The organism is Prevotella melaninogenica (assembly GCF_003609775.1).
Classification (GTDB): domain Bacteria; phylum Bacteroidota; class Bacteroidia; order Bacteroidales; family Bacteroidaceae; genus Prevotella; species Prevotella melaninogenica_A.
Map to the genome: position 1 here is coordinate 699,298 of NZ_AP018049.1, position 17,509 is coordinate 716,806.

Here is a 17,509-nt window from a genome sequence, read left to right on the forward strand (position 1 = left end):
AAAAAATATTTTTCTTCATGAAAATAAACATTTACTTTCATGAAAATAAATATTTATCTTCGTGAATAAAAAAAGAAAACACTACCCTTCTCGATAGGAAAGGTAGTGTTTAAATTTATGAATTAGTGCAGTCTTCGACTATTGGTTATTAACAAACTTGATGCGTTTGTTACAGTCATCAATCTTTGCCTGAAGCTTAGCAATCTTTCTTTCCATCTTGCTTAAGGTCTTCTGACTCTTAGCCAACTTCTTGTTGATAGACTTAGCTTCCTTCAGACGCTTGATAGTGGTCTTTGCATCCTTAACAGTGCTTGATGCGTTGGTTGTGCTGAATTCTGTTGTTGCTATATTTGCTTCAACATTGATGTCAGCAGCTTTCTTACTGAGTTCGACATTGTTTGCCTTCTCTTTCTCGTAATCTAACTGTAGTTTGTTCAACTCAGTAGTCATCTTAAGCACCTTCTGCTGCTCTTTCAGAGTGTCAATCTTTTCATTATTAAGAGAAGAGGCACAAGATACAAAAGACAACGTTATTAACGCTAAAAAAAATAATTTCTTCATACTTGTATTCTATTTAAATTAATTGTGCAAATGTATATAAAATATTGTTTACATGCAAAAGATAATATGTAAAACCTTTCCTTTTATGTAGAAATATTGTTTTTTAACAACTATCTTTTGCATTATTATCCATCTATAAGTCAGTTCTCTTGTTATCTGAAAGCCTAATATTTACTTAGATAGAATCAGCTTCCACTGTCTTTTTCTTACTATGTCTTGAGGGTTGATTGTCTAAACCGATTTCATCCAGAAGACCATCCATAGCACTTCCCAATAGTCCTTCGATGGCTGAGGTTGCAGGTGCAATGATGTTTTCCTGTAACATCTTCTGTGCTTTCTTCTTAAGTTGTTCCTTCATGTTGATTTCTTCTTTCTTGTAATACTGTTCTGCAGCTTCTTGAAGGTCATCTTCATCTACAGTAAAGATATGCCCGAAGACACCTAAAGATACGATATGATCTTTGCCATCATAGTGTACCTTACCCAATGAGCACACAACATAGTTGTCGACTGTGACGAGATTATCAACTGCAGTCTCAATAACCTTACCTGCAAAGGCATTGCTGACTGTTTTGAAAGCGTTGTCGATGAAAGTGTTGCCTGTAAGATTATCGTTGTCATTTACAGCATCGTTCACAGTAGTGGTGATAACGGTAGAGAGAACTTCCTTGTGTTGTTCCGTCTTAGGACAAGTAACAACCATTACTGCAACCAAGACTACGAGTGTGAGCAGAATACCGATAAGGCAGCCAGTATGGCTTTTCTTCTTAGGTGCTGGCTGCGCCTGCTGGGTTGCTTCTTGTGGTGCAGCTTGTATGATTGGTCTGGCTTCAACAAAAGGTATGTCTTCTGTTTTAACAGGATTATCAGTTGAATCTTTGCTATCAAAGAGTGTGCGAAGTTCCTCTATCTGGTTGGCAGGGATCCATTCTACACCATCTGTTGGCATAACCAATGACGTTTCATCCAACTTACGTTCAGCTAATTCGTTGAGGCTATAAGGACCTCTCTTTTCTTCGTTAATCTTGATATAGTATTCCATTTTTGTCTTTATTTTATGGTAAAGGGGAAGAATCCTCTTATTTAGGCATCTATTAATCACTCTACCAATTTGTTCGGTGCGAAGTTATATATTATTTCTGAACTGGCAAAGGAGTTGCTTTCTTTTTTAATTCTACAAGTGGCTTTATAGCTATATAAGACTTGTTTATAGGCTTTCTGTAAATAGAATTAATTGTTTCGTAGTGTATTTTTAGTCATGTTATTTGCGAGTTAAGTATAAAAGACGTATTTTTGTAGCATCAAAAAGAATAAAAAATGAATTTATAATTACGCCTTAAAACAACAAGAAATGATTGAATTTATTCAGCCTTATGTAGGCATTACCTTGAAACTTGTTACGGGTATGATTGGTATCTTGGCTTTTCTGCGTATTACAGGAAAAGCCCAAATGGCACAGCTTACGCCACTTGATACCGTGAGTGCCTTTGTGATTGGTGCATTAGTCGGTGGTGTCTTGTATAATCCTGATATGTCTATGTGGCATATTCTCTTTGCTTTGGCAGTGTGGACGGGCTTTAATATGCTTGTTCGTTTTGCTATGCGTTCTGCTCGTCTACGTCATATTATCAAAGGAGAGAGTGTTTTTCTTGTGAAGAATGGCGTTATTAACTTTAAGAATTTTAAGCGTAATAGTCTTGAAATGGAGCAGTTTCGTTTGCTTTTAAGGCAGAAAGGAATCTTCTCAATGTTTGAAGTTGAGGATGTTTTGTTTGAAGTAAATGGTGCGGTGACAGTCCTTCCAACAGGCAAGACATCAGAGTCTTTTTTATTGGTAAATAATGGTGAGTTCGTAGCAAGTGGTCTTATGCAGAGTGGTCGTTCACAGGCATGGGTATTACGCGTTATCAAGAAGAATGGGTTTAATAGTCCTGGAGAACTCTTCTGTATGGAGTGGACACCAGGTAAGGGTATTTACTTCGTTACTTACGATGGTCATGTTAAGCGTGGTGTTGTAGAGGTAGGAGCCGACGAGATCGAGTTGGATAACGCACAAGTATAAATATTCAAATATTAGATGGTGATACATGGTTTATGTGTCACTATTTTTATGTTGTTTTTGAAGGGTTCGGAAAATATCTATTACTTATTAACGTTAATAGTATAAAGCTACTATATAAACTCTGTTAGCTTTATGCTATAGAGAATGAAACTATTAGTTCTTAGTATTTAAAGGGACAATAAAATATGAAAAAGCTATTGTTAATAGTCGATCCACAAATCGACTTTATTACAGGAACACTTCCTGTAGCAGGTGCAGCAGAAGCAATGGATGCGCTGGCAACGTATGTAAAAGAACATGGTAATGAATATACTGTAAAGATAGTTACAGCAGATTGGCATCCTTATCATCATAGTTCGTTTGCTGATGAGGGTGGAGTGTGGCCACGCCATTGTGTGCAGCATTCTGTTGGTGCAGCTATTTGGGAATCATTATTGGTTGCTCTTAATGAATCAAAGGGCGGCTTTACCTTATTATATAAGGGTGATAGCATAGAAAAGGATGAGTATTCTATCATGCAAAATGAATCTTCTGCGGATGTTCTCAGCCAGTTGATTAAGGCTTTGAAGATAGAACAAATAGATGTTTGTGGCTTGGCTGGAGATATATGCGTTCTAAATACTGCAAAGGATTTAAAGGATGTTATTGGCAGTACAAAGCTTAATGTACTTGAAGATTATTCGCCTTCTTTGGATGGTGGAACGGCTTTAAGTGCTTTTATTGCAAGCCTATAACAAACGAGAAGAAGATTGGTTAGTTCTGTTTTCTTAAATGGGAATAGAGCTAAAACAAATTAGAAGGAGTTAAGTCCATGTCTGTCTCCGCTACTATCTATAGAATGTTAGCGTGAGAAGATAGGATTTAACTCCTTCTAATATATTGTTTTTTAACTGCTGTGGGGAGTAAGTCCTGACGAAAGATAATTGTCTAAAGTCTGTTAGTCTTACTTATCAGCAATGCGTCGAGTATTGTCATTGCAGCCATAGCCTCAACAATAGGGACGGCACGAGGTAAGACACAAGGATCATGTCGGCCACGTACATCCATCGTTGTTACTTCACCCTCCATGTTTACTGTCTGCTGTTCCATAAGCAGGGTTGCGACAGGCTTGAATGCAACACGGAAGTAAATATCCTCTCCGTTACTGATACCACCTTGTATACCACCGCTATGGTTAGTTTCTACATTGCATATTGGATATTGCATACTATCACCAGCAGGTAGGAAGGTATCATTCTGTTGGCTACCTCTCCATGAAGAACCAGCAAAGCCTTCGCCATATTCAAAACCCTTTACAGCATTGATACTAAGCATAGCAGCACCTAATTGTGCATGAAGTTTTCCAAATTCTGGTTCGCCTAAGCCCACTGGACAGCCTTTGATAACACAAGAAATAACACCGCCGATGGTGTCTCCTTCGTGCTTTACCTGTGCTATCAGATTCTCCATCTCCTTTGCCTTTAAAGGGTCAGGACAGCGAACAGGATTGGACTCAATAAGAGTTAAATCATATTTATGATAATCTCTTTCAAGTTGAATGTCACCCACTTGTGAGGTATAGGCTAAAATGCTGATACCTTGCTGACGTAATACAAGTTTGGCTAAGGCACCTGCTACGACACGTGAAAGAGTAATGCGAGCCGATGACCGACCGCCTCCACGATGGTCACGAATACCATACTTACTATAATAAGTATAATCAGCATGCGAAGGGCGGAATAAGTCACGGATATTATCATAGTCCTTTGAATGTTGATTGGTATTGCGGACAAGAAAGCCAATAGGCGCACCTGTTGACTTTCCCTCAAACACACCGCTCAGCAGTTCTATTTGGTCTGCTTCCTTTCTATCCGTTGTGATGTGGCTTTGTCCTGGTCGACGACGTGCCAGCTCACGCTGAATGAAGTCTATATCAATGGTTACGCCTGCAGGCATACCATCAACAATACCACCCACGGCAGCTCCATGGCTTTCGCCGAAGGTGGTAAGTGTGAAGAGTTTTCCGAATGTATTCATATCAAAGTTTCTATGAATGATTATCGTGAAGTGTGATGATTAGTTGAAAAGCCTGTAGCTTGTCTTACCCAATCACTTCTTTCGCGCTAACTCTCTCTTGTCATTAACAAACGGAAGAGTGCATGGGGTGACTCTTAATGGCAGCCGCAGCAGCCTCCTTCACCTTCCTCATGGCCTCCGCAACCACAGCCACCTCCGTTGTCGCTACCGCAGCCTCCGCCACATCCACCACCACAGTGGTGCTGATTCATCTGCTCAAAGAAGTCCTTTACTTCCTCTTCGCTTGCTTCGCGGTTTTCGAAAACATGACCATAGAACACAAGGTCCTTGCCAGCAAGAGGATGGTTGAGGTCGATGGTTACTTTATCATCTGATACTTCCAAGACCTTACCTAAGAAACGCTGACCATTTTCATTCTGCAAAGGAACGACGGCATCTTTGTAGATATTCTCTGCATCAAATACTCCGTTAGGAGAGAAGGTAGACTTGTCGAGTGCCAAAACACTATTGTCATCATGCTCACCATAAGCCTGCTCCTTTGTGAGAGAGAACTTAAAGTCTGCATCTTTCTCAAACTTAACAATCTCCTCCTCAAAGGCTGGTAACGCCATGTCGCAACCTGTATAGAGCTGCATGGGCTGCATATCCTCTGTCTTTTCGAGGAATTGCTCCTCACCATTTTCTATACTGTATAGTTCGTAGCTGACTACAACGAGTCGATGTGTATTATTCTCCATTGTTATTTTATTAATCTATATTTATTATACGTATTTGCAAAGGTAATGATTTTAAACGGAATAAAATCTGCTTAGTTACTGTTTTTTCCTTTTAGTAGTACTAATATATAGGGGCTATTATATAAGTCAGTGTTGAAACTTTACTTTTGTTACTGATATAAATCAAATGTATTGATGTGTATCAAAAATACACTAAAAAATAAATGATAAGTGTTGAATAGTTATATTGTGTGCGAATAAACTTGTATCTTTGCACTCGTAATAAGGAAATAAATTACAGAATATAAGATAATGATTAGTCTTTTAATAAGACTTTAAATAAATAAGAAAGGATAATGAATATGAAGAAGATTGTATTGACAGTAGCAGCGGTAATGAGTATGACAATGGCTTTCGCAGCGGGCGAGAACGATAACAACAACACAACTACAAACGCAAATGCATACAAGTTTAATTTAAGCACATACGCTTTGAGTCGCGCGCTGAACCTTAATTATGATCAGGTTGATATTGTTGAGGATATTAATCGCACTTTTGCTACAGATATGATGAATGCTTCTGTTGCTGATGGCTCAGAGCGTGAGGCAAAGGTACAGAGTGCTATTAAGAAGGATCTTTCTTACATGCGTTATGTTTTGAACGACCGTCAGTATCGTGAGTATGTAAAACTTCTCAACGTTACACTGAACAACCGTGGTTTGAACAAGTAATAGTTTAAGATACTCTCAGGTAGAAAAGGTTTTATATATGTTATTGGATGGCTATGAGTCAGATTCTGACTTGTAGCCTTTTTTTGTGTGTTTTTATTGCTGCCAGGTGAAAGTTTCTTGTATAAGTCAGTGTTTTTTCTTGTCGTATTAATGACATCTACAGAGTCGACTAATCAATTTTAATCTACGTACTATTGCTTAGCACATGTTGTGTTAGTGCTCCGCACATGTCGTGCTGGCGGTAAGCACAAATGGTGCTGATTACTAAGATGTCTTGCAAGAGTCAGTTTTTTTTTGTTCCTTTGTAGCAGAATATACGCCTTATAATACATTAATTGCAATTAGCCGATAAAGAAATGAACCGTTTAATAGTCTTTCTACTATTTATATTTATCTCTCTCAGCATGAATGCTCAGCGTCCTCGATATGAGAAGATGTCGTCCTTTGTGCGTGAAGCAATGGCTTCTTCTCTGGTCAATAAGCAGCTTACTCGTAGTAAGAGTGACAATAGATTGCTGACTGCTTTTGTGCGTATTGATGGTAATTCAGCAGAAGTGCTTAAACAATATGGCTGTAAAGAACTGGCACGTGTGGGAGATGTTAGTATTGCGGCTATCCCTCTTAACAAACTTGGGGCATTGTCTTGTGGTAAACAAGTAAAGCGGATAGAAACGGGTAGGCGATGCAGTGTACAGATGGATACGACTCGTTTGGTTGTTAATGCTGAGGCTGTTTATATGGGTGAGGGACTATCACAAACCTATACTGGACGTGGTGTAGTTGTTGGTGTACAAGACATAGGGTTTGATTTGACACATCCTAACTTTTATTCGGGAGATATGAGTCGTTATCGTATCAAAGCGATGTGGGATCAGTTGTCGCGTGATACGATAGGTTCAAATTTATATGTGGGGCGTGATTACGTGGGAAAAGATGTCTTGTTACAGTTGAGTCATCCTTTTGATGGTGAAACACAAACACATGGAACGCATACGGCTGGCATCGCAGCTGGTAGTGGGGCGGAAGGGAACAGAGTGATTTCTCCTTATCGAGGTGTGGCATGTGAAGCTGATTTGGTTTTGGTAGATAATGCTGCTGATAATATTTCTTTGATTGCCCCAAAGGATTATTATAAGTACACCTATGCTACTGATGCACTTGGTTTCAAATATATTTTTGATTACGCAGAACGTATGCATCAACCTTGTGTTATCAATTTTAGTGAGGGCAGTTCACAAGACTTTCATGGTGATGACCAGTTGTATTATGATTTACTTGCTAAACTGGTAGGACCGGGACGAATTATTGTGTCTTCTGCAGGTAACAATGGAGCAAGGAATTCGTATATACATAAAGGTTTTGGGAAGGAGCGAGCTGGAGCATTTATCATGAGTAGTGAGAAGCGATTCAGTTGTACGGCTAAGTCTAAGCAGCCTTTTACTTTCCGTGTTAGTGTATATGAGAATGCTACTTCTCCAACTATTGTTGATGTCTCAACAGTTAATATTTGTAGTGCTCAAGACTCACTTCTCACTGATACCTTATCAGTAGGAGGAAAGAAGTATATATGGCGTGTGTTGGCTTATCCTAATAGTTACGATGCGAGTGAGACGGCTTATGACTTTCAACTGAGTAGTCCATCAAAAGTAGGGGATAGTCCACAGGTTTCACTACAAGTTATAGGTAGGGATGCTGATATAGAACTTTATCGTATGTCGGGCTATATGTTTCCACACACACTTGACCCAGTATTGGATGCGGGTGATTGCAGATATACAATCTTTTCCCCTTCCAGTTCTCCTGATGTGATATGTGTTGGTTCAACAAGCTATCGTACACAGTTTGTCAATTATCTGGGTGAAAAGAAAGTATATGATAGCGGGCGGAATGGTATACGTTCTCCATTCTCCGCTATGGGACCAACGTTGGACGGGCGTATAAAGCCAGATGTAATGGCACCAGGTCAGAATATCGTTTCATCTTATAGTACTTTCTTTATCAACAATCCAGCGAATGTAAATGGTTCTGTACAGAGTGATGTTCGTCATTTTGATTATAATGGTCGTACCTATGCATGGAACGCTAACGCAGGGACATCCATGTCTGCACCAGTTGTAGCAGGTGCGATAGCACTTTGGTTGCAAGCAGATCCAACGTTGACACCAGCTGATTGTCTGGAGATATTCTCTAAGACTTGTACCCGCTATGATACTTCACTTAGTTATCCTAATAATCTTTATGGATATGGACAGATTGATGTTGCTGCAGGTCTGAGAGAAGTCTTACGTAGAACGACTTTAGGTATTAATACGATTGGTCAAAAGAAGGTGCCAACGCAAAATGATAATCGTATTTACCTCTTAGATGGTCGTTATGTAGGAATTTCTGAAACAAATCTACCTAAAGGTATATACATAAGAAATGGAAAGAAGTTTATAAAGTAAAACTAAGTACTCCCTAAAAGTAGGTATTTTGCACAAACCATCATTTTTAGGTATTGCAGGTAATAGTTTTTCATTGTATCTTTGCAACCGTAAAGATTAATAAAATCAGAAATTAAATCAGTAACAAAATATGAAGAAGACTATTGTTGTTTACGGTTCATCAACCGGTACATGCGAAAGCATTGCAAATACCATCGCTGAGAAACTCGGCGTTGAAGCTATTAACGTGTCTGATTTCTCTGCAGATGTTGTAGCAGAGAATGATAACCTTATCCTCGGTTCTTCAACATGGGGTGCAGGTGAGTTACAGGATGATTGGTATGATGGTATCAGCGTACTGAAGGGTACTGACCTCTCTGGCAAGACTGTTGCTATCTTTGGTTGCGGTGATAGCGAGAGCTATTCAGATACCTTCTGCAGTGCAATGAAGGAGATTTATGATGCAGCAGAGGGCGCAAATATCCTTCCTGGTGTATCAACAGATGGCTATACTTTTGATGACAGCGAGGCTGTTGTTGATGGTCAGTTCGTAGGTCTTGCTTTGGACGATGTAAATGAAGACGATCAGACAGAAGGTCGTATCGATGCATGGTTGGCAGCTATTAAGCCTGCATTGTAAGGTAAATTGAAACTTAGCGCTTACATTATAACTATTCACACAAAGGGATAACTATGATGACAGATATGATTACCGCCGACATGAAGGTGTTGATGAATCACATCTACGAGTTTCAGAAGGGCGTTCGACAGATGGTTTTGTATACTTGTAACAAGAAGTATGAGTCATTCGCTACGCTACGCCTTGAACGTCAGAATATCCCTTATATTATTCAGCCGGTGGGTCGTGACCGTATGAACCTGTTCTTTGGTCGACAGGAGTGCCTTGATGCTATCCGACTGATGATAACTAAACCACTCAACCAATTGTCACCAGAAGAGGATTTTATCCTCGGTGCAATGTTGGGTTATGACATTCGCGTGCAGTGCGAGCGGTACTGCGAACGCAAGTGTCGCACTTGTAAATGTGCGACATAAGCCATAATTATTAAATGATAATCTTGTTCGCGAAATAAATTATTTCATAATGTTTTTGTATTATAAATAGGTTTGTCGGGAGACAAGCCTTTTTATCTTTTATGTGGTTCTTACTTGCTGAAATATTAAACCCAGATTGGTCATTAGAGGCTAAACAAATTTTGTTTTCAGTTGCTGTCACTTTTAATATTTCTCGTAATATGCATATTATAAAGTGTTTATGTTATATGTTAGGCTGACAGTAGTGACAGTAACTTTAAACTCATGTCGTTTATTAGTGACTAAGGCTGTCTAATTTGATCGACAAATAAATGAAAGAAGTTAGGAATAATATGCAAAGAAGAAATGATGAGTATTATCGTCTACTAATCAATTAGGGTTAAATAAAAGTAGGTGTGTAAAAATACAAATATCTTTCAGTAATATTATAAACAGAAATAAACCAATCAAAAAAGACCATTTCAATAGTCGTTTTATAATAAAGAAATAGTCTTTTCTTTTCGGAGAATCCTACTAATAGTTCTAAAACTTGTCAAACTGTAAATTTATATTTTGACACATCCTCTTTTTTACTATTTTATTATTCTACCTTTAATGTTGTATTTGCTGCAACATTTGCTTGTATTTCATATCCAGCTTGCATTTCAGCTTTTGAACCACAAATAAAGCATGCTGGCCATACGACAAAAGTAAATAGTACAACAGACAAGGCTGTTCTATTTTTACCTTGAATTTGTACCATACCATTTTCCAATGGAATAACTGTACCATTTGGCATAACCAATTCTGTAACATTAAGACTTAGTCTTCCTTTTGTACCCCACCAAGAAGATTTCTTTGCTAATGTAATTATTCCTGAGACAGAAGTTCCATAGGGGATAGCTGTCACGCCATCAATATTGACATCACGTGCTACTGTAAATAAAACTTTGTCACCAGCCTTCACATCAGCAGCAGCTACTGTGTTTGTAGCTCTTAAAGGAATAATTGTTCCTGCTTTTACTTGAACTTCTTTCTGCGCAAAAGCAGATACACACATCAAACTCATAATGAGTGAAAATAAGAACTTTTTCATAGTTTTGTTCTTTATGCAAACTTGACTCCCCAAAGTAAGCAGTTTGAAAATTAAGTTAAATAGAGAAGCGTGGGGGCAATGACGTTTATCCCCTTTGTCTGTTCGTTTATCTATTACTAAAAATAAAGTAGTTCTTTACCCTACGCATACAGAAAAATCATTCCTTTAAAGGACTTGGTTAAGCGCAGTTACTATCATTCAGAATAGATGAATTTTCAGGTGAGGGTTGGTCAAACGCTCTTTAATTCAGGTGAAATCTTTATAGCGTAAATCTACACATAGATCTGCTTGATATTCGGCTGCAAAGGTAAATAAAATTTATTATATAATGTTTGGTTTCTTTAAAATATTATATACATTTTCTTTATATATTTTTTAATCCCTCCTAAATATATCTCTTGTGTACACTTTTTCTTTTACATCATCAAGGCACTTATCGTATCGGTTGGCAATGATGGCATGGCAACGCTGTTTGAAGTCAGCAAGGTTGTTGACAACAAGGCTACCGAAGAAGGTTGCGCCATCTTCAAGCGTAGGCTCATAGATGATGACTTGTGCACCCTTTGCCTTAATTCGTTTCATTACTCCTTGAATTGAACTTTGGCGGAAGTTGTCACTATTAGATTTCATAGTAAGTCGATAGACACCGATGATGCACTCTTTCTCATCTTCAGGGCTATAGTCGCCACGGTCGTAATAGTTGTAATAACCAGCTTTGTGCAATACTTGGTCAGCTATGAAGTCCTTGCGTGTACGATTGCTCTCAACGATGGCTTGGATAAGATTTTCAGGTACATCGGCATAGTTAGCAAGCAGCTGCTTAGTGTCCTTAGGCAAACAATAGCCGCCATAACCGAAAGAAGGATTGTTATAAAAAGAGCCGATACGTGGGTCAAGGCATACACCTTGAATGATATTAGACGTATCAAGCCCTTTTACCTCTGCATAAGTGTCTAACTCATTGAAATAACTTACGCGCAGGGCAAGATAAGTATTCGCAAATAGCTTCACTGCTTCTGCCTCTGTTAATCCCATAAATAGGGTAGGGATATTCTCTTCAATAGCTCCTTCTTGCAATAACTGAGCAAATAACTGGGCTGCTTGTTCCAAGCGTTCGTCACCTTCAGGACGACCAATGATAATACGACTTGGATAAAGATTGTCGTAAAGTGCTTTACTTTCGCGTAAGAATTCTGGAGCAAAGAGAATATTATTGCAGTTGTATTTTGCTCTGATATTCTCTGTGTAGCCAACAGGGATAGTAGACTTAATGACCATGATAGCCTCTGGGTTCACCTTCATTACGATTTCGATAACTTCCTCAACACGACGTGTATCAAAGTAGTTCTTCACTGGATCGTAATTTGTTGGCGTAGCGATGACTACAAAGTCAGCACCTCTATAAGCAGTCTCTGCATCCAAAGTAGCAGTGAGTTTTAAGTCTTTCTCTGCCAAATACTGCTCAATATAATCATCTTGAATAGGCGAACGTCTATTATTTATCAGGTCAACCTTTTCTTTTACTACGTCAACAGCCGTTACATGATGGTGCTGACTCAGTAATGTTGCAATGCTGAGTCCTACATAGCCAGTTCCGGCTACAGCTATCTTTAAGTCTTTAATATCCTTATCCATTGTCTTGTTCAGATTCTTTGCAAAGATACGTATTTCTATTTGAATAAGACAATGGATAAGGACAAAATCCTTACTAAACTCTTTCTTATCTCTTTTTCGCTTTTCTATGTGTTCCCCCTATTACTTAGAGTGATCATAGCCCAGTAAAGGTAATTAACAGGATAGTGCCTAAACCAAGTGATAGGTTTCCTCAAATGGACGGCGATAACGATCTCCCCACACACCATTTGGCATACGAACCCCACAGGTAATAACCATGTTTATTTCTGTATTGTAAGGTAGATTCAGTGCCTTCTTTACCAATAGACTGTCGAAACCTTCAAGTGGACAGGTGTCATAGCCAGCCTCACTCATAGCTAACATAAAAGTCTGAACAGCCAAAGCACAACTTTTGTGTACATTAACTCGCATATCACCTTCGCTCACTTGGCGCATGATTGGGCGGAAAAGACCAATTGTTTGTGCTAAGACCTTACGAACAAGTCCCCATAATCCAAAGCAACGCGAATAGAGAAGCGGCATTACTTTCGCATAATATAGTTCTAACTTTTTAATGCGCTTTTCCTTCTTCTCTGTTGGACTATAATTATTAATATTTTCCTTTTCAAATGCAAGTGCCGCCTGTGCATGTTTCTTGTAGAGGTCTTGACGGGTTACAAACACAACTATCTGTTGGGCAGAACGCGCTGTTAACTGGTCTAAGCATGCTGGTGCCAATTTCTCTAAAACCTTCTTGTCAGTTACATGATAAGCCTCCCAAAGTTGTAAGTTAGAACTTGTAGGGGCTAAGGTTGCCTGCTCAATACATTTCTTTACAACAGTGCTATCAAGTGGCTTGTTAGAGTCAAAAAGCCTAACAGCCCTTCTATGGTCTAATATTTCTTGTAAACTCATAATTTCTTAATCTTTAATAGATTTAAAAGTAGCAAAGTGTATGCCATTAATTCTCTTCAGATAGGTTTGTATGATAGTCTTGTAATAATATGTTAAGTATGAGATTAGATATATAAAACTAAGTAAAACTTTTATGTTTGAAAAATCCCAGACAACCTTTTCGTTGCCTGGGATTTTATATTTGGACTACTATTAGTCACACTTTAAAATGATATTTTGCTTTATCCGCAGTGGAAGTATTGGCGAACAAGTTTCTCCATCATCATTTCCTTGCTCTCAACCTCTTGGCGAAGTGTACGGTCGTTGAAAGAACGGAGCTGTTTGATTATACCATCAATCATAGCAGGAGAGAAGACACCATGCTCTTCATATACCTTACGTTGACGCTCTAAACAGTCAGCCGAAGCGGCACAACTGTCAGGTAACTGAGCTAATGTGGCATAGCGTTCTGCATTCTTTGGATCGTGGATATCACCATCAGCAAAGGTTCTTTCTGCCTCAGCCTCCGCATTCTCCATCTCAAATCCATGGCGACAAGCTACGCAAAGACCAGCTAAAAGCTGATAGATATCAGCTGAAGCGTCTGGGGAACGCATCTCAACGGTCTGCTTGATTGTGTAGTCACGTGCTGTGAGTGGCTCTATGTCATTAGCTTTGTGACACATATCTTCGCCAGAAGTCCAACCTAATGGTACGCGAACAAGTACAGAACGGTTGCTCATACCCCAGCATACATTTGTTGGTGCTTCCTGATGCGGAACAAGACGGAAGTAAGAGGTTGGGTTCTTATTGCCAAAGGCTGTGATACTTTCTGCTAAGTCCATCATACCTGCAATAGCACGGCGCGCATCCTTAGAGAGCTTTCCTCCATCGAGCATCATGTTTTTACCATCTTTCATTATACGCATGTGGATGTGCATACCAGAACCAGCTTTGCCCACAGTAATCTTTGGAGCGAAAGTAACATCGAGTCCTTCTTCATAACCTAAGCTACGGATAACCCATTTGGCAATGAGTAACTGTTCTGCACATTCATTTGCAGGAACAGGCAGGAACTCAATTTCGTTCTGCTCATAACAGCGTCCATTCTCGATGAAATTACCCACTTCAGAATGTCCATACTTAATCTTTCCGCCACACTCAGCAATCAACTGCATAGAGCGCATACGGAAGTCATTACCCTTAGAGAAAGGAGAACTCTCGTGATATCCATGCTGGTCGTCTGCAGGGAACACTCCTTCGTCCTCTCTGATAACATAGTATTCTAACTCACCCATGGCATGAAACTCCATTCCTGTCACTTTCTTAAAGGCATCCATAGCCTTGTGGAGTGTGTACTCTGGAGACGAAGCTAACGGATTTCCATCTCGGTCGAAGAAAGAGCAGAGCATACAGAGCGTTGGAATCTCAGAGAAAGGATCGATAAACGCTGTAGAGAAACGTGGCATGACGTAGAGATCACTACTTGCTGCAGCAATAAAGCTGAAAAGCGAAGAACCATCAACGCGCTCGCCACTTGTAAGTATTGTTTCCAAGTAGTCGGGTGTGTGAAGCATGAAGTTTAGTGTCTTCAATCGTCCGTCACCAGCAGGATACATGAAGTTGATCATTCTGATATTCAAGTCACTAACAACTTGCTTGATATCATCTTTTGTAAACTCATGTGAATCTTTGCCCAAGTGTGCTTCCAGTCTATTGGCTGAATGCTTAAAAAGGTTATTCTCCATTGTTGTAGTTTTTTATAAGATTAGTATTTGATTATGATGACAAAAATACATATTAATTTCTTTATTCGCAATTATTTTTTGTACATTTTTTCTTCATCTCATTATCAGCGAGATACTCATTATTTTTCGTTTTGTCCAACTTTCTTTTATATCAAGAACTTGATGTTAGGTTTTCTTTGTATTTTTGCATCGTAGGAAAAACAAAAGTAGCATTCTTATGACAAAGGAGAAAACAATCAATCCGTCATCTGGTCGTACTATCTGCAGAGCATCAATAGATGATTTATCTATTGTGATGGGACTTATTGAGCAAGGGAAAGCAAAGATGATTAAGGCAGGTAATCCTAATCAATGGTCAGCAAGTTATCCTGCTGAGAGTACTATAAGGCGTGACATCACACAAGGTGTTTGTTATCTAATTCATGAGTGTGGAAAACCTATAGCAACATTTGTAGCTAAGGAGGGACCAGAGCCTAATTACCACCATATTGATAATGGTAGTTGGCTTGATGATCAACCTTATTATGTCATTCATCGTGTGGCTTCTGTGGAAGGTGTACATGGTGTAATGGCTGATATTATCAAGTATTGTTCGGCACTAACCTCATCTATTCGTATAGATACTCATGCAGATAATCGTCCAATGCAGACCTCTTTGGCTCGGTTAGGTTTTGTTTATTGTGGTATTATTTATGTTGAGAATGGAGATAGTCGACAGGCTTATCAACGTGTCTTTTAGTTGTTTTTCATCGTATAACCTTGTTTTTATTTTATAATAAAGAGCTTATTTTGTCTTTAATCGTATAACTTTTTATCCTTCATTGTGGGCTCTTTTATATGGACCTAAGTTCTATGTCCGAATTATTTTCGTGAAAAGAAGAATTTATTTACGTGAAAAAAAATAATTTTCTTCATGAACAAAAATATTTTTTTTCATGAAAATAATTTGTAGTTAGTAGTCGGAATGGTCATATATAATTGGTTATACGAGTCTTATATTGCTATTCTTCTATAGCTTAAAAGCATGCTTTAGGAGTATAATAAGTTATGCTTGATAAAACTCTAAATTTATCCTTTGCCTTTATCAAAATGTAAGGAAGCAATAAGGGCACACGTTTCATACTTCTGTGTTAAGAGTTTGTTTACAGCTGTGTGAAAGGTGTGCCCCTTATTATGATGCTTCTATTTACTCCATAGTTTCGACGGTTACGTTTTCAAATTCAGCCATAAAGTTGAGGAGGTGGTTCTTATAACGCTTCCGCTTGAACTTCATTTCCATCGTTACAACGTAGTAATAGCCTGATGACGTGTCTTTGCGCTTCATCTCGTAGGAGTCAATGATAATTTCCTTATCACGTAATCGCTGCAGAACAAGTTGGATATTTTCTTCTTTTGGTGTGCTGAACGTAACTGTTATATTGCGTGTGCCAAAGTGTAGGAGAATAAAATAAAGTGCTTCCAAACAGAGCAAGACAAGGACCGTTGTAGCAATAGATAGAACATACATTCCTGCACCTGCCGTCATACCGATAGCCGATGTGACCCATAGACCTGCCGCTGTCGTCAGTCCGCGTACCACATGTTTTTGGAATATGATAGTTCCTGCACCAATGAAACCAATACCCGTTACTACCTGTGAGGCTATACGGCTGGGGTCGAGTGAAACCAGTTCGTAATGTCCGAGTACATCGTCAAAGCCAAATTGTGATAGAATCATAAACAGACCGCTACCTAAAGCAACGAGAAAGTGAGTTCTGAAACCTGCTTCCTTCGCACGATATTCACGTTCCAAACCAATTACACCACCGAGAATTGCTGCAACGAAAAGTCTCAATAAAAATTCGTATGTTATCGTATTCATGTTTTTTCTTTATTAAGTTATTAATAGATTGTAGTCGCAAAAATACAAAAAACTTCACGCATCTCGGCCTTTTCTTCCTTAAAAATATATTTTTCGTGAATGAAAATCTCTGTTTCTTAGAAATTGATTTGTATCTTTGTGAGCATAAACGTTAAAGTCAAGATTATGACAGAGAAGGAGAAACAGCAGAAAGGGATGCTTTATCAGGCAAACGACCCAGAGGTTTTGAGTGATCTATACAACTGCGAGAATGAATGTTTTGAAATCAATCAAATTCCGCCTTCACGTAGGGAGGAACGCATGGAACGCCTTAGAAAGTTGTTTGGTAAGGCTGGCGAGGGAATGTTTATTGTTGCTCCGTTCTTTTGTGACTATGGTTATAATATTGAAGTAGGTGAGAATTTCTTTGCTAATACTAATTGCGTGATCCTCGATGAGGCTAAGGTGACATTTGGCGATAATGTTTTTATTGCGCCTAATTGTGCCTTCTATACAGCTGGACATCCACTTGATGTTGAGCAGCGAAACAAGAAGTTAGAGTATGCGTTGCCTATTCATGTAGGAAATAATGTGTGGATTGGTGGTAATGTCGTAGTTGTTCCGGGTGTGACAATAGGCGATAATACAACTATCGGTGCTGGTTCTGTCGTGACACATGATATACCAAGTGGCGTTGTGGCTGCTGGTAACCCTTGTAGGGTGATTCGGAAACTGGAAGAGTAAGGTGCTTCCTTAATTACGATCAAGAGCAT

At 38.9% G+C, this 17,509-nt stretch carries 17 protein-coding genes; 8 read left to right on the forward strand and 9 right to left on the reverse strand.

Features of this window, described 5'->3' with window-relative positions:
* Window positions 1-138: 138 nt before the first annotated feature.
* Together PMEL_RS02760 and PMEL_RS02765 are read right to left on the reverse strand one after the other, a co-directional pair.
* Complete coding sequence (locus PMEL_RS02760; protein WP_120173862.1) at window positions 139-561, reverse strand: hypothetical protein; 423 nt, start codon at window positions 559-561, stop codon at window positions 139-141.
* A 175-nt stretch (window positions 562-736) separates the two neighbouring features.
* Window positions 737-1,603, reverse strand: coding sequence for a GYF domain-containing protein (locus PMEL_RS02765; RefSeq protein WP_120173863.1), 867 nt, complete (start codon window positions 1,601-1,603; stop codon window positions 737-739).
* Between the two features lie 309 nt (window positions 1,604-1,912).
* On the opposite strand from PMEL_RS02765, the gene PMEL_RS02770 reads away from it, so the two are divergent.
* Both PMEL_RS02770 and PMEL_RS02775 read left to right on the forward strand, forming a co-directional pair.
* Window positions 1,913-2,623 carry a DUF421 domain-containing protein gene (locus tag PMEL_RS02770; RefSeq protein WP_120173864.1) on the forward strand — a complete coding sequence of 237 codons (711 nt, stop codon included), beginning with the start codon at window positions 1,913-1,915 and terminating at the stop codon, window positions 2,621-2,623.
* 185 nt (window positions 2,624-2,808) lie between these two features.
* A complete protein-coding gene (locus PMEL_RS02775) occupies window positions 2,809-3,357 on the forward strand; it encodes an isochorismatase family protein (protein ID WP_120173865.1) in 549 nt (182 codons plus the stop codon).
* Window positions 3,358-3,550: 193 nt separating this feature from the next.
* Here PMEL_RS02775 and aroC read toward each other — a convergent pair whose 3' ends face one another.
* Both aroC and PMEL_RS02785 read right to left on the reverse strand, forming a co-directional pair.
* Complete coding sequence (aroC, locus tag PMEL_RS02780; protein WP_120173866.1) at window positions 3,551-4,639, reverse strand: chorismate synthase; 1,089 nt, start codon at window positions 4,637-4,639, stop codon at window positions 3,551-3,553.
* Between the two features lie 134 nt (window positions 4,640-4,773).
* Window positions 4,774-5,376, reverse strand: a complete 603-nt coding sequence (locus PMEL_RS02785; protein WP_120173867.1) for a peptidylprolyl isomerase — start codon at window positions 5,374-5,376, stop codon at window positions 4,774-4,776.
* Between the two features lie 335 nt (window positions 5,377-5,711).
* On the opposite strand from PMEL_RS02785, the gene PMEL_RS02790 reads away from it, so the two are divergent.
* The 4 genes from PMEL_RS02790 to PMEL_RS02805 all read left to right on the forward strand — a co-directional run bounded on the left by PMEL_RS02790 (window position 5,712) and on the right by PMEL_RS02805 (window position 9,565).
* The gene (locus PMEL_RS02790; protein ID WP_120173868.1) at window positions 5,712-6,086 is read left to right on the forward strand and encodes a hypothetical protein; all 375 of its coding nucleotides are present in this window, start codon (window positions 5,712-5,714) and stop codon (window positions 6,084-6,086) included.
* Between the two features lie 356 nt (window positions 6,087-6,442).
* Complete coding sequence (locus PMEL_RS02795; protein ID WP_120173869.1) at window positions 6,443-8,530, forward strand: S8 family serine peptidase; 2,088 nt, start codon at window positions 6,443-6,445, stop codon at window positions 8,528-8,530.
* Between the two features lie 130 nt (window positions 8,531-8,660).
* Entirely contained in the window at window positions 8,661-9,149 is a 489-nt protein-coding gene (gene fldA / locus PMEL_RS02800) for a flavodoxin FldA (RefSeq protein ID WP_120173870.1), read from the forward strand.
* Window positions 9,150-9,205: 56 nt separating this feature from the next.
* A complete protein-coding gene (locus PMEL_RS02805) occupies window positions 9,206-9,565 on the forward strand; it encodes a DUF2023 family protein (RefSeq protein ID WP_172586764.1) in 360 nt (119 codons plus the stop codon).
* A gap of 580 nt (window positions 9,566-10,145) precedes the next feature.
* On the opposite strand, the gene PMEL_RS02810 is transcribed toward PMEL_RS02805, so the two are convergent.
* The 4 genes from PMEL_RS02810 to PMEL_RS02825 all read right to left on the reverse strand — a co-directional run bounded on the left by PMEL_RS02810 (window position 10,146) and on the right by PMEL_RS02825 (window position 14,896).
* A complete protein-coding gene (locus tag PMEL_RS02810; protein WP_120173872.1) occupies window positions 10,146-10,640 on the reverse strand; it encodes a hypothetical protein in 495 nt (164 codons plus the stop codon).
* A 375-nt stretch (window positions 10,641-11,015) separates the two neighbouring features.
* On the reverse strand, window positions 11,016-12,275 hold the full coding sequence (locus PMEL_RS02815) for a nucleotide sugar dehydrogenase (RefSeq protein WP_120173873.1): 1,260 nt from the start codon (window positions 12,273-12,275) through the stop codon (window positions 11,016-11,018).
* A 168-nt stretch (window positions 12,276-12,443) separates the two neighbouring features.
* The gene (locus PMEL_RS02820; protein WP_120173874.1) at window positions 12,444-13,169 is read right to left on the reverse strand and encodes a nitroreductase family protein; all 726 of its coding nucleotides are present in this window, start codon (window positions 13,167-13,169) and stop codon (window positions 12,444-12,446) included.
* A 221-nt stretch (window positions 13,170-13,390) separates the two neighbouring features.
* Window positions 13,391-14,896 (reverse strand): glutamine synthetase family protein, encoded by a 1,506-nt coding sequence (locus tag PMEL_RS02825; protein WP_120173875.1) that lies wholly within the window; start codon window positions 14,894-14,896, stop codon window positions 13,391-13,393.
* Window positions 14,897-15,113: 217 nt separating this feature from the next.
* Here PMEL_RS02825 and PMEL_RS02830 point away from each other — a divergent pair, with 217 nt between their 5' ends.
* Entirely contained in the window at window positions 15,114-15,635 is a 522-nt protein-coding gene (locus PMEL_RS02830; protein ID WP_120173876.1) for an N-acetyltransferase, read from the forward strand.
* Between the two features lie 447 nt (window positions 15,636-16,082).
* Here PMEL_RS02830 and PMEL_RS02835 read toward each other — a convergent pair whose 3' ends face one another.
* Window positions 16,083-16,757, reverse strand: coding sequence for an MgtC/SapB family protein (locus tag PMEL_RS02835; protein WP_120173877.1), 675 nt, complete (start codon window positions 16,755-16,757; stop codon window positions 16,083-16,085).
* A 165-nt stretch (window positions 16,758-16,922) separates the two neighbouring features.
* On the opposite strand from PMEL_RS02835, the gene PMEL_RS02840 reads away from it, so the two are divergent.
* A complete protein-coding gene (locus tag PMEL_RS02840; protein ID WP_120173878.1) occupies window positions 16,923-17,480 on the forward strand; it encodes a sugar O-acetyltransferase in 558 nt (185 codons plus the stop codon).
* Window positions 17,481-17,509: the final 29 nt, after the last annotated feature.

Coding starts and splice junctions, on each gene's coding strand:
- PMEL_RS02795 (WP_120173869.1), top strand. CDS start 6,443: ATGAACCGTTTAATAGTCTTTCTACTATTTATATTTATCTCTCTCAGC.
- PMEL_RS02820 (WP_120173874.1), bottom strand. CDS start 13,169: ATGAGTTTACAAGAAATATTAGACCATAGAAGGGCTGTTAGGCTTTTT.
- PMEL_RS02815 (WP_120173873.1), bottom strand. CDS start 12,275: ATGGATAAGGATATTAAAGACTTAAAGATAGCTGTAGCCGGAACTGGC.
- aroC (WP_120173866.1), bottom strand. CDS start 4,639: ATGAATACATTCGGAAAACTCTTCACACTTACCACCTTCGGCGAAAGC.
- PMEL_RS02825 (WP_120173875.1), bottom strand. CDS start 14,896: ATGGAGAATAACCTTTTTAAGCATTCAGCCAATAGACTGGAAGCACAC.
- PMEL_RS02835 (WP_120173877.1), bottom strand. CDS start 16,757: ATGAATACGATAACATACGAATTTTTATTGAGACTTTTCGTTGCAGCA.
- PMEL_RS02775 (WP_120173865.1), top strand. CDS start 2,809: ATGAAAAAGCTATTGTTAATAGTCGATCCACAAATCGACTTTATTACA.
- PMEL_RS02760 (WP_120173862.1), bottom strand. CDS start 561: ATGAAGAAATTATTTTTTTTAGCGTTAATAACGTTGTCTTTTGTATCT.
- PMEL_RS02765 (WP_120173863.1), bottom strand. CDS start 1,603: ATGGAATACTATATCAAGATTAACGAAGAAAAGAGAGGTCCTTATAGC.
- PMEL_RS02830 (WP_120173876.1), top strand. CDS start 15,114: ATGACAAAGGAGAAAACAATCAATCCGTCATCTGGTCGTACTATCTGC.
- PMEL_RS02805 (WP_172586764.1), top strand. CDS start 9,206: ATGACAGATATGATTACCGCCGACATGAAGGTGTTGATGAATCACATC.
- PMEL_RS02770 (WP_120173864.1), top strand. CDS start 1,913: ATGATTGAATTTATTCAGCCTTATGTAGGCATTACCTTGAAACTTGTT.
- fldA (WP_120173870.1), top strand. CDS start 8,661: ATGAAGAAGACTATTGTTGTTTACGGTTCATCAACCGGTACATGCGAA.
- PMEL_RS02840 (WP_120173878.1), top strand. CDS start 16,923: ATGACAGAGAAGGAGAAACAGCAGAAAGGGATGCTTTATCAGGCAAAC.
- PMEL_RS02790 (WP_120173868.1), top strand. CDS start 5,712: ATGAATATGAAGAAGATTGTATTGACAGTAGCAGCGGTAATGAGTATG.
- PMEL_RS02810 (WP_120173872.1), bottom strand. CDS start 10,640: ATGAAAAAGTTCTTATTTTCACTCATTATGAGTTTGATGTGTGTATCT.
- PMEL_RS02785 (WP_120173867.1), bottom strand. CDS start 5,376: ATGGAGAATAATACACATCGACTCGTTGTAGTCAGCTACGAACTATAC.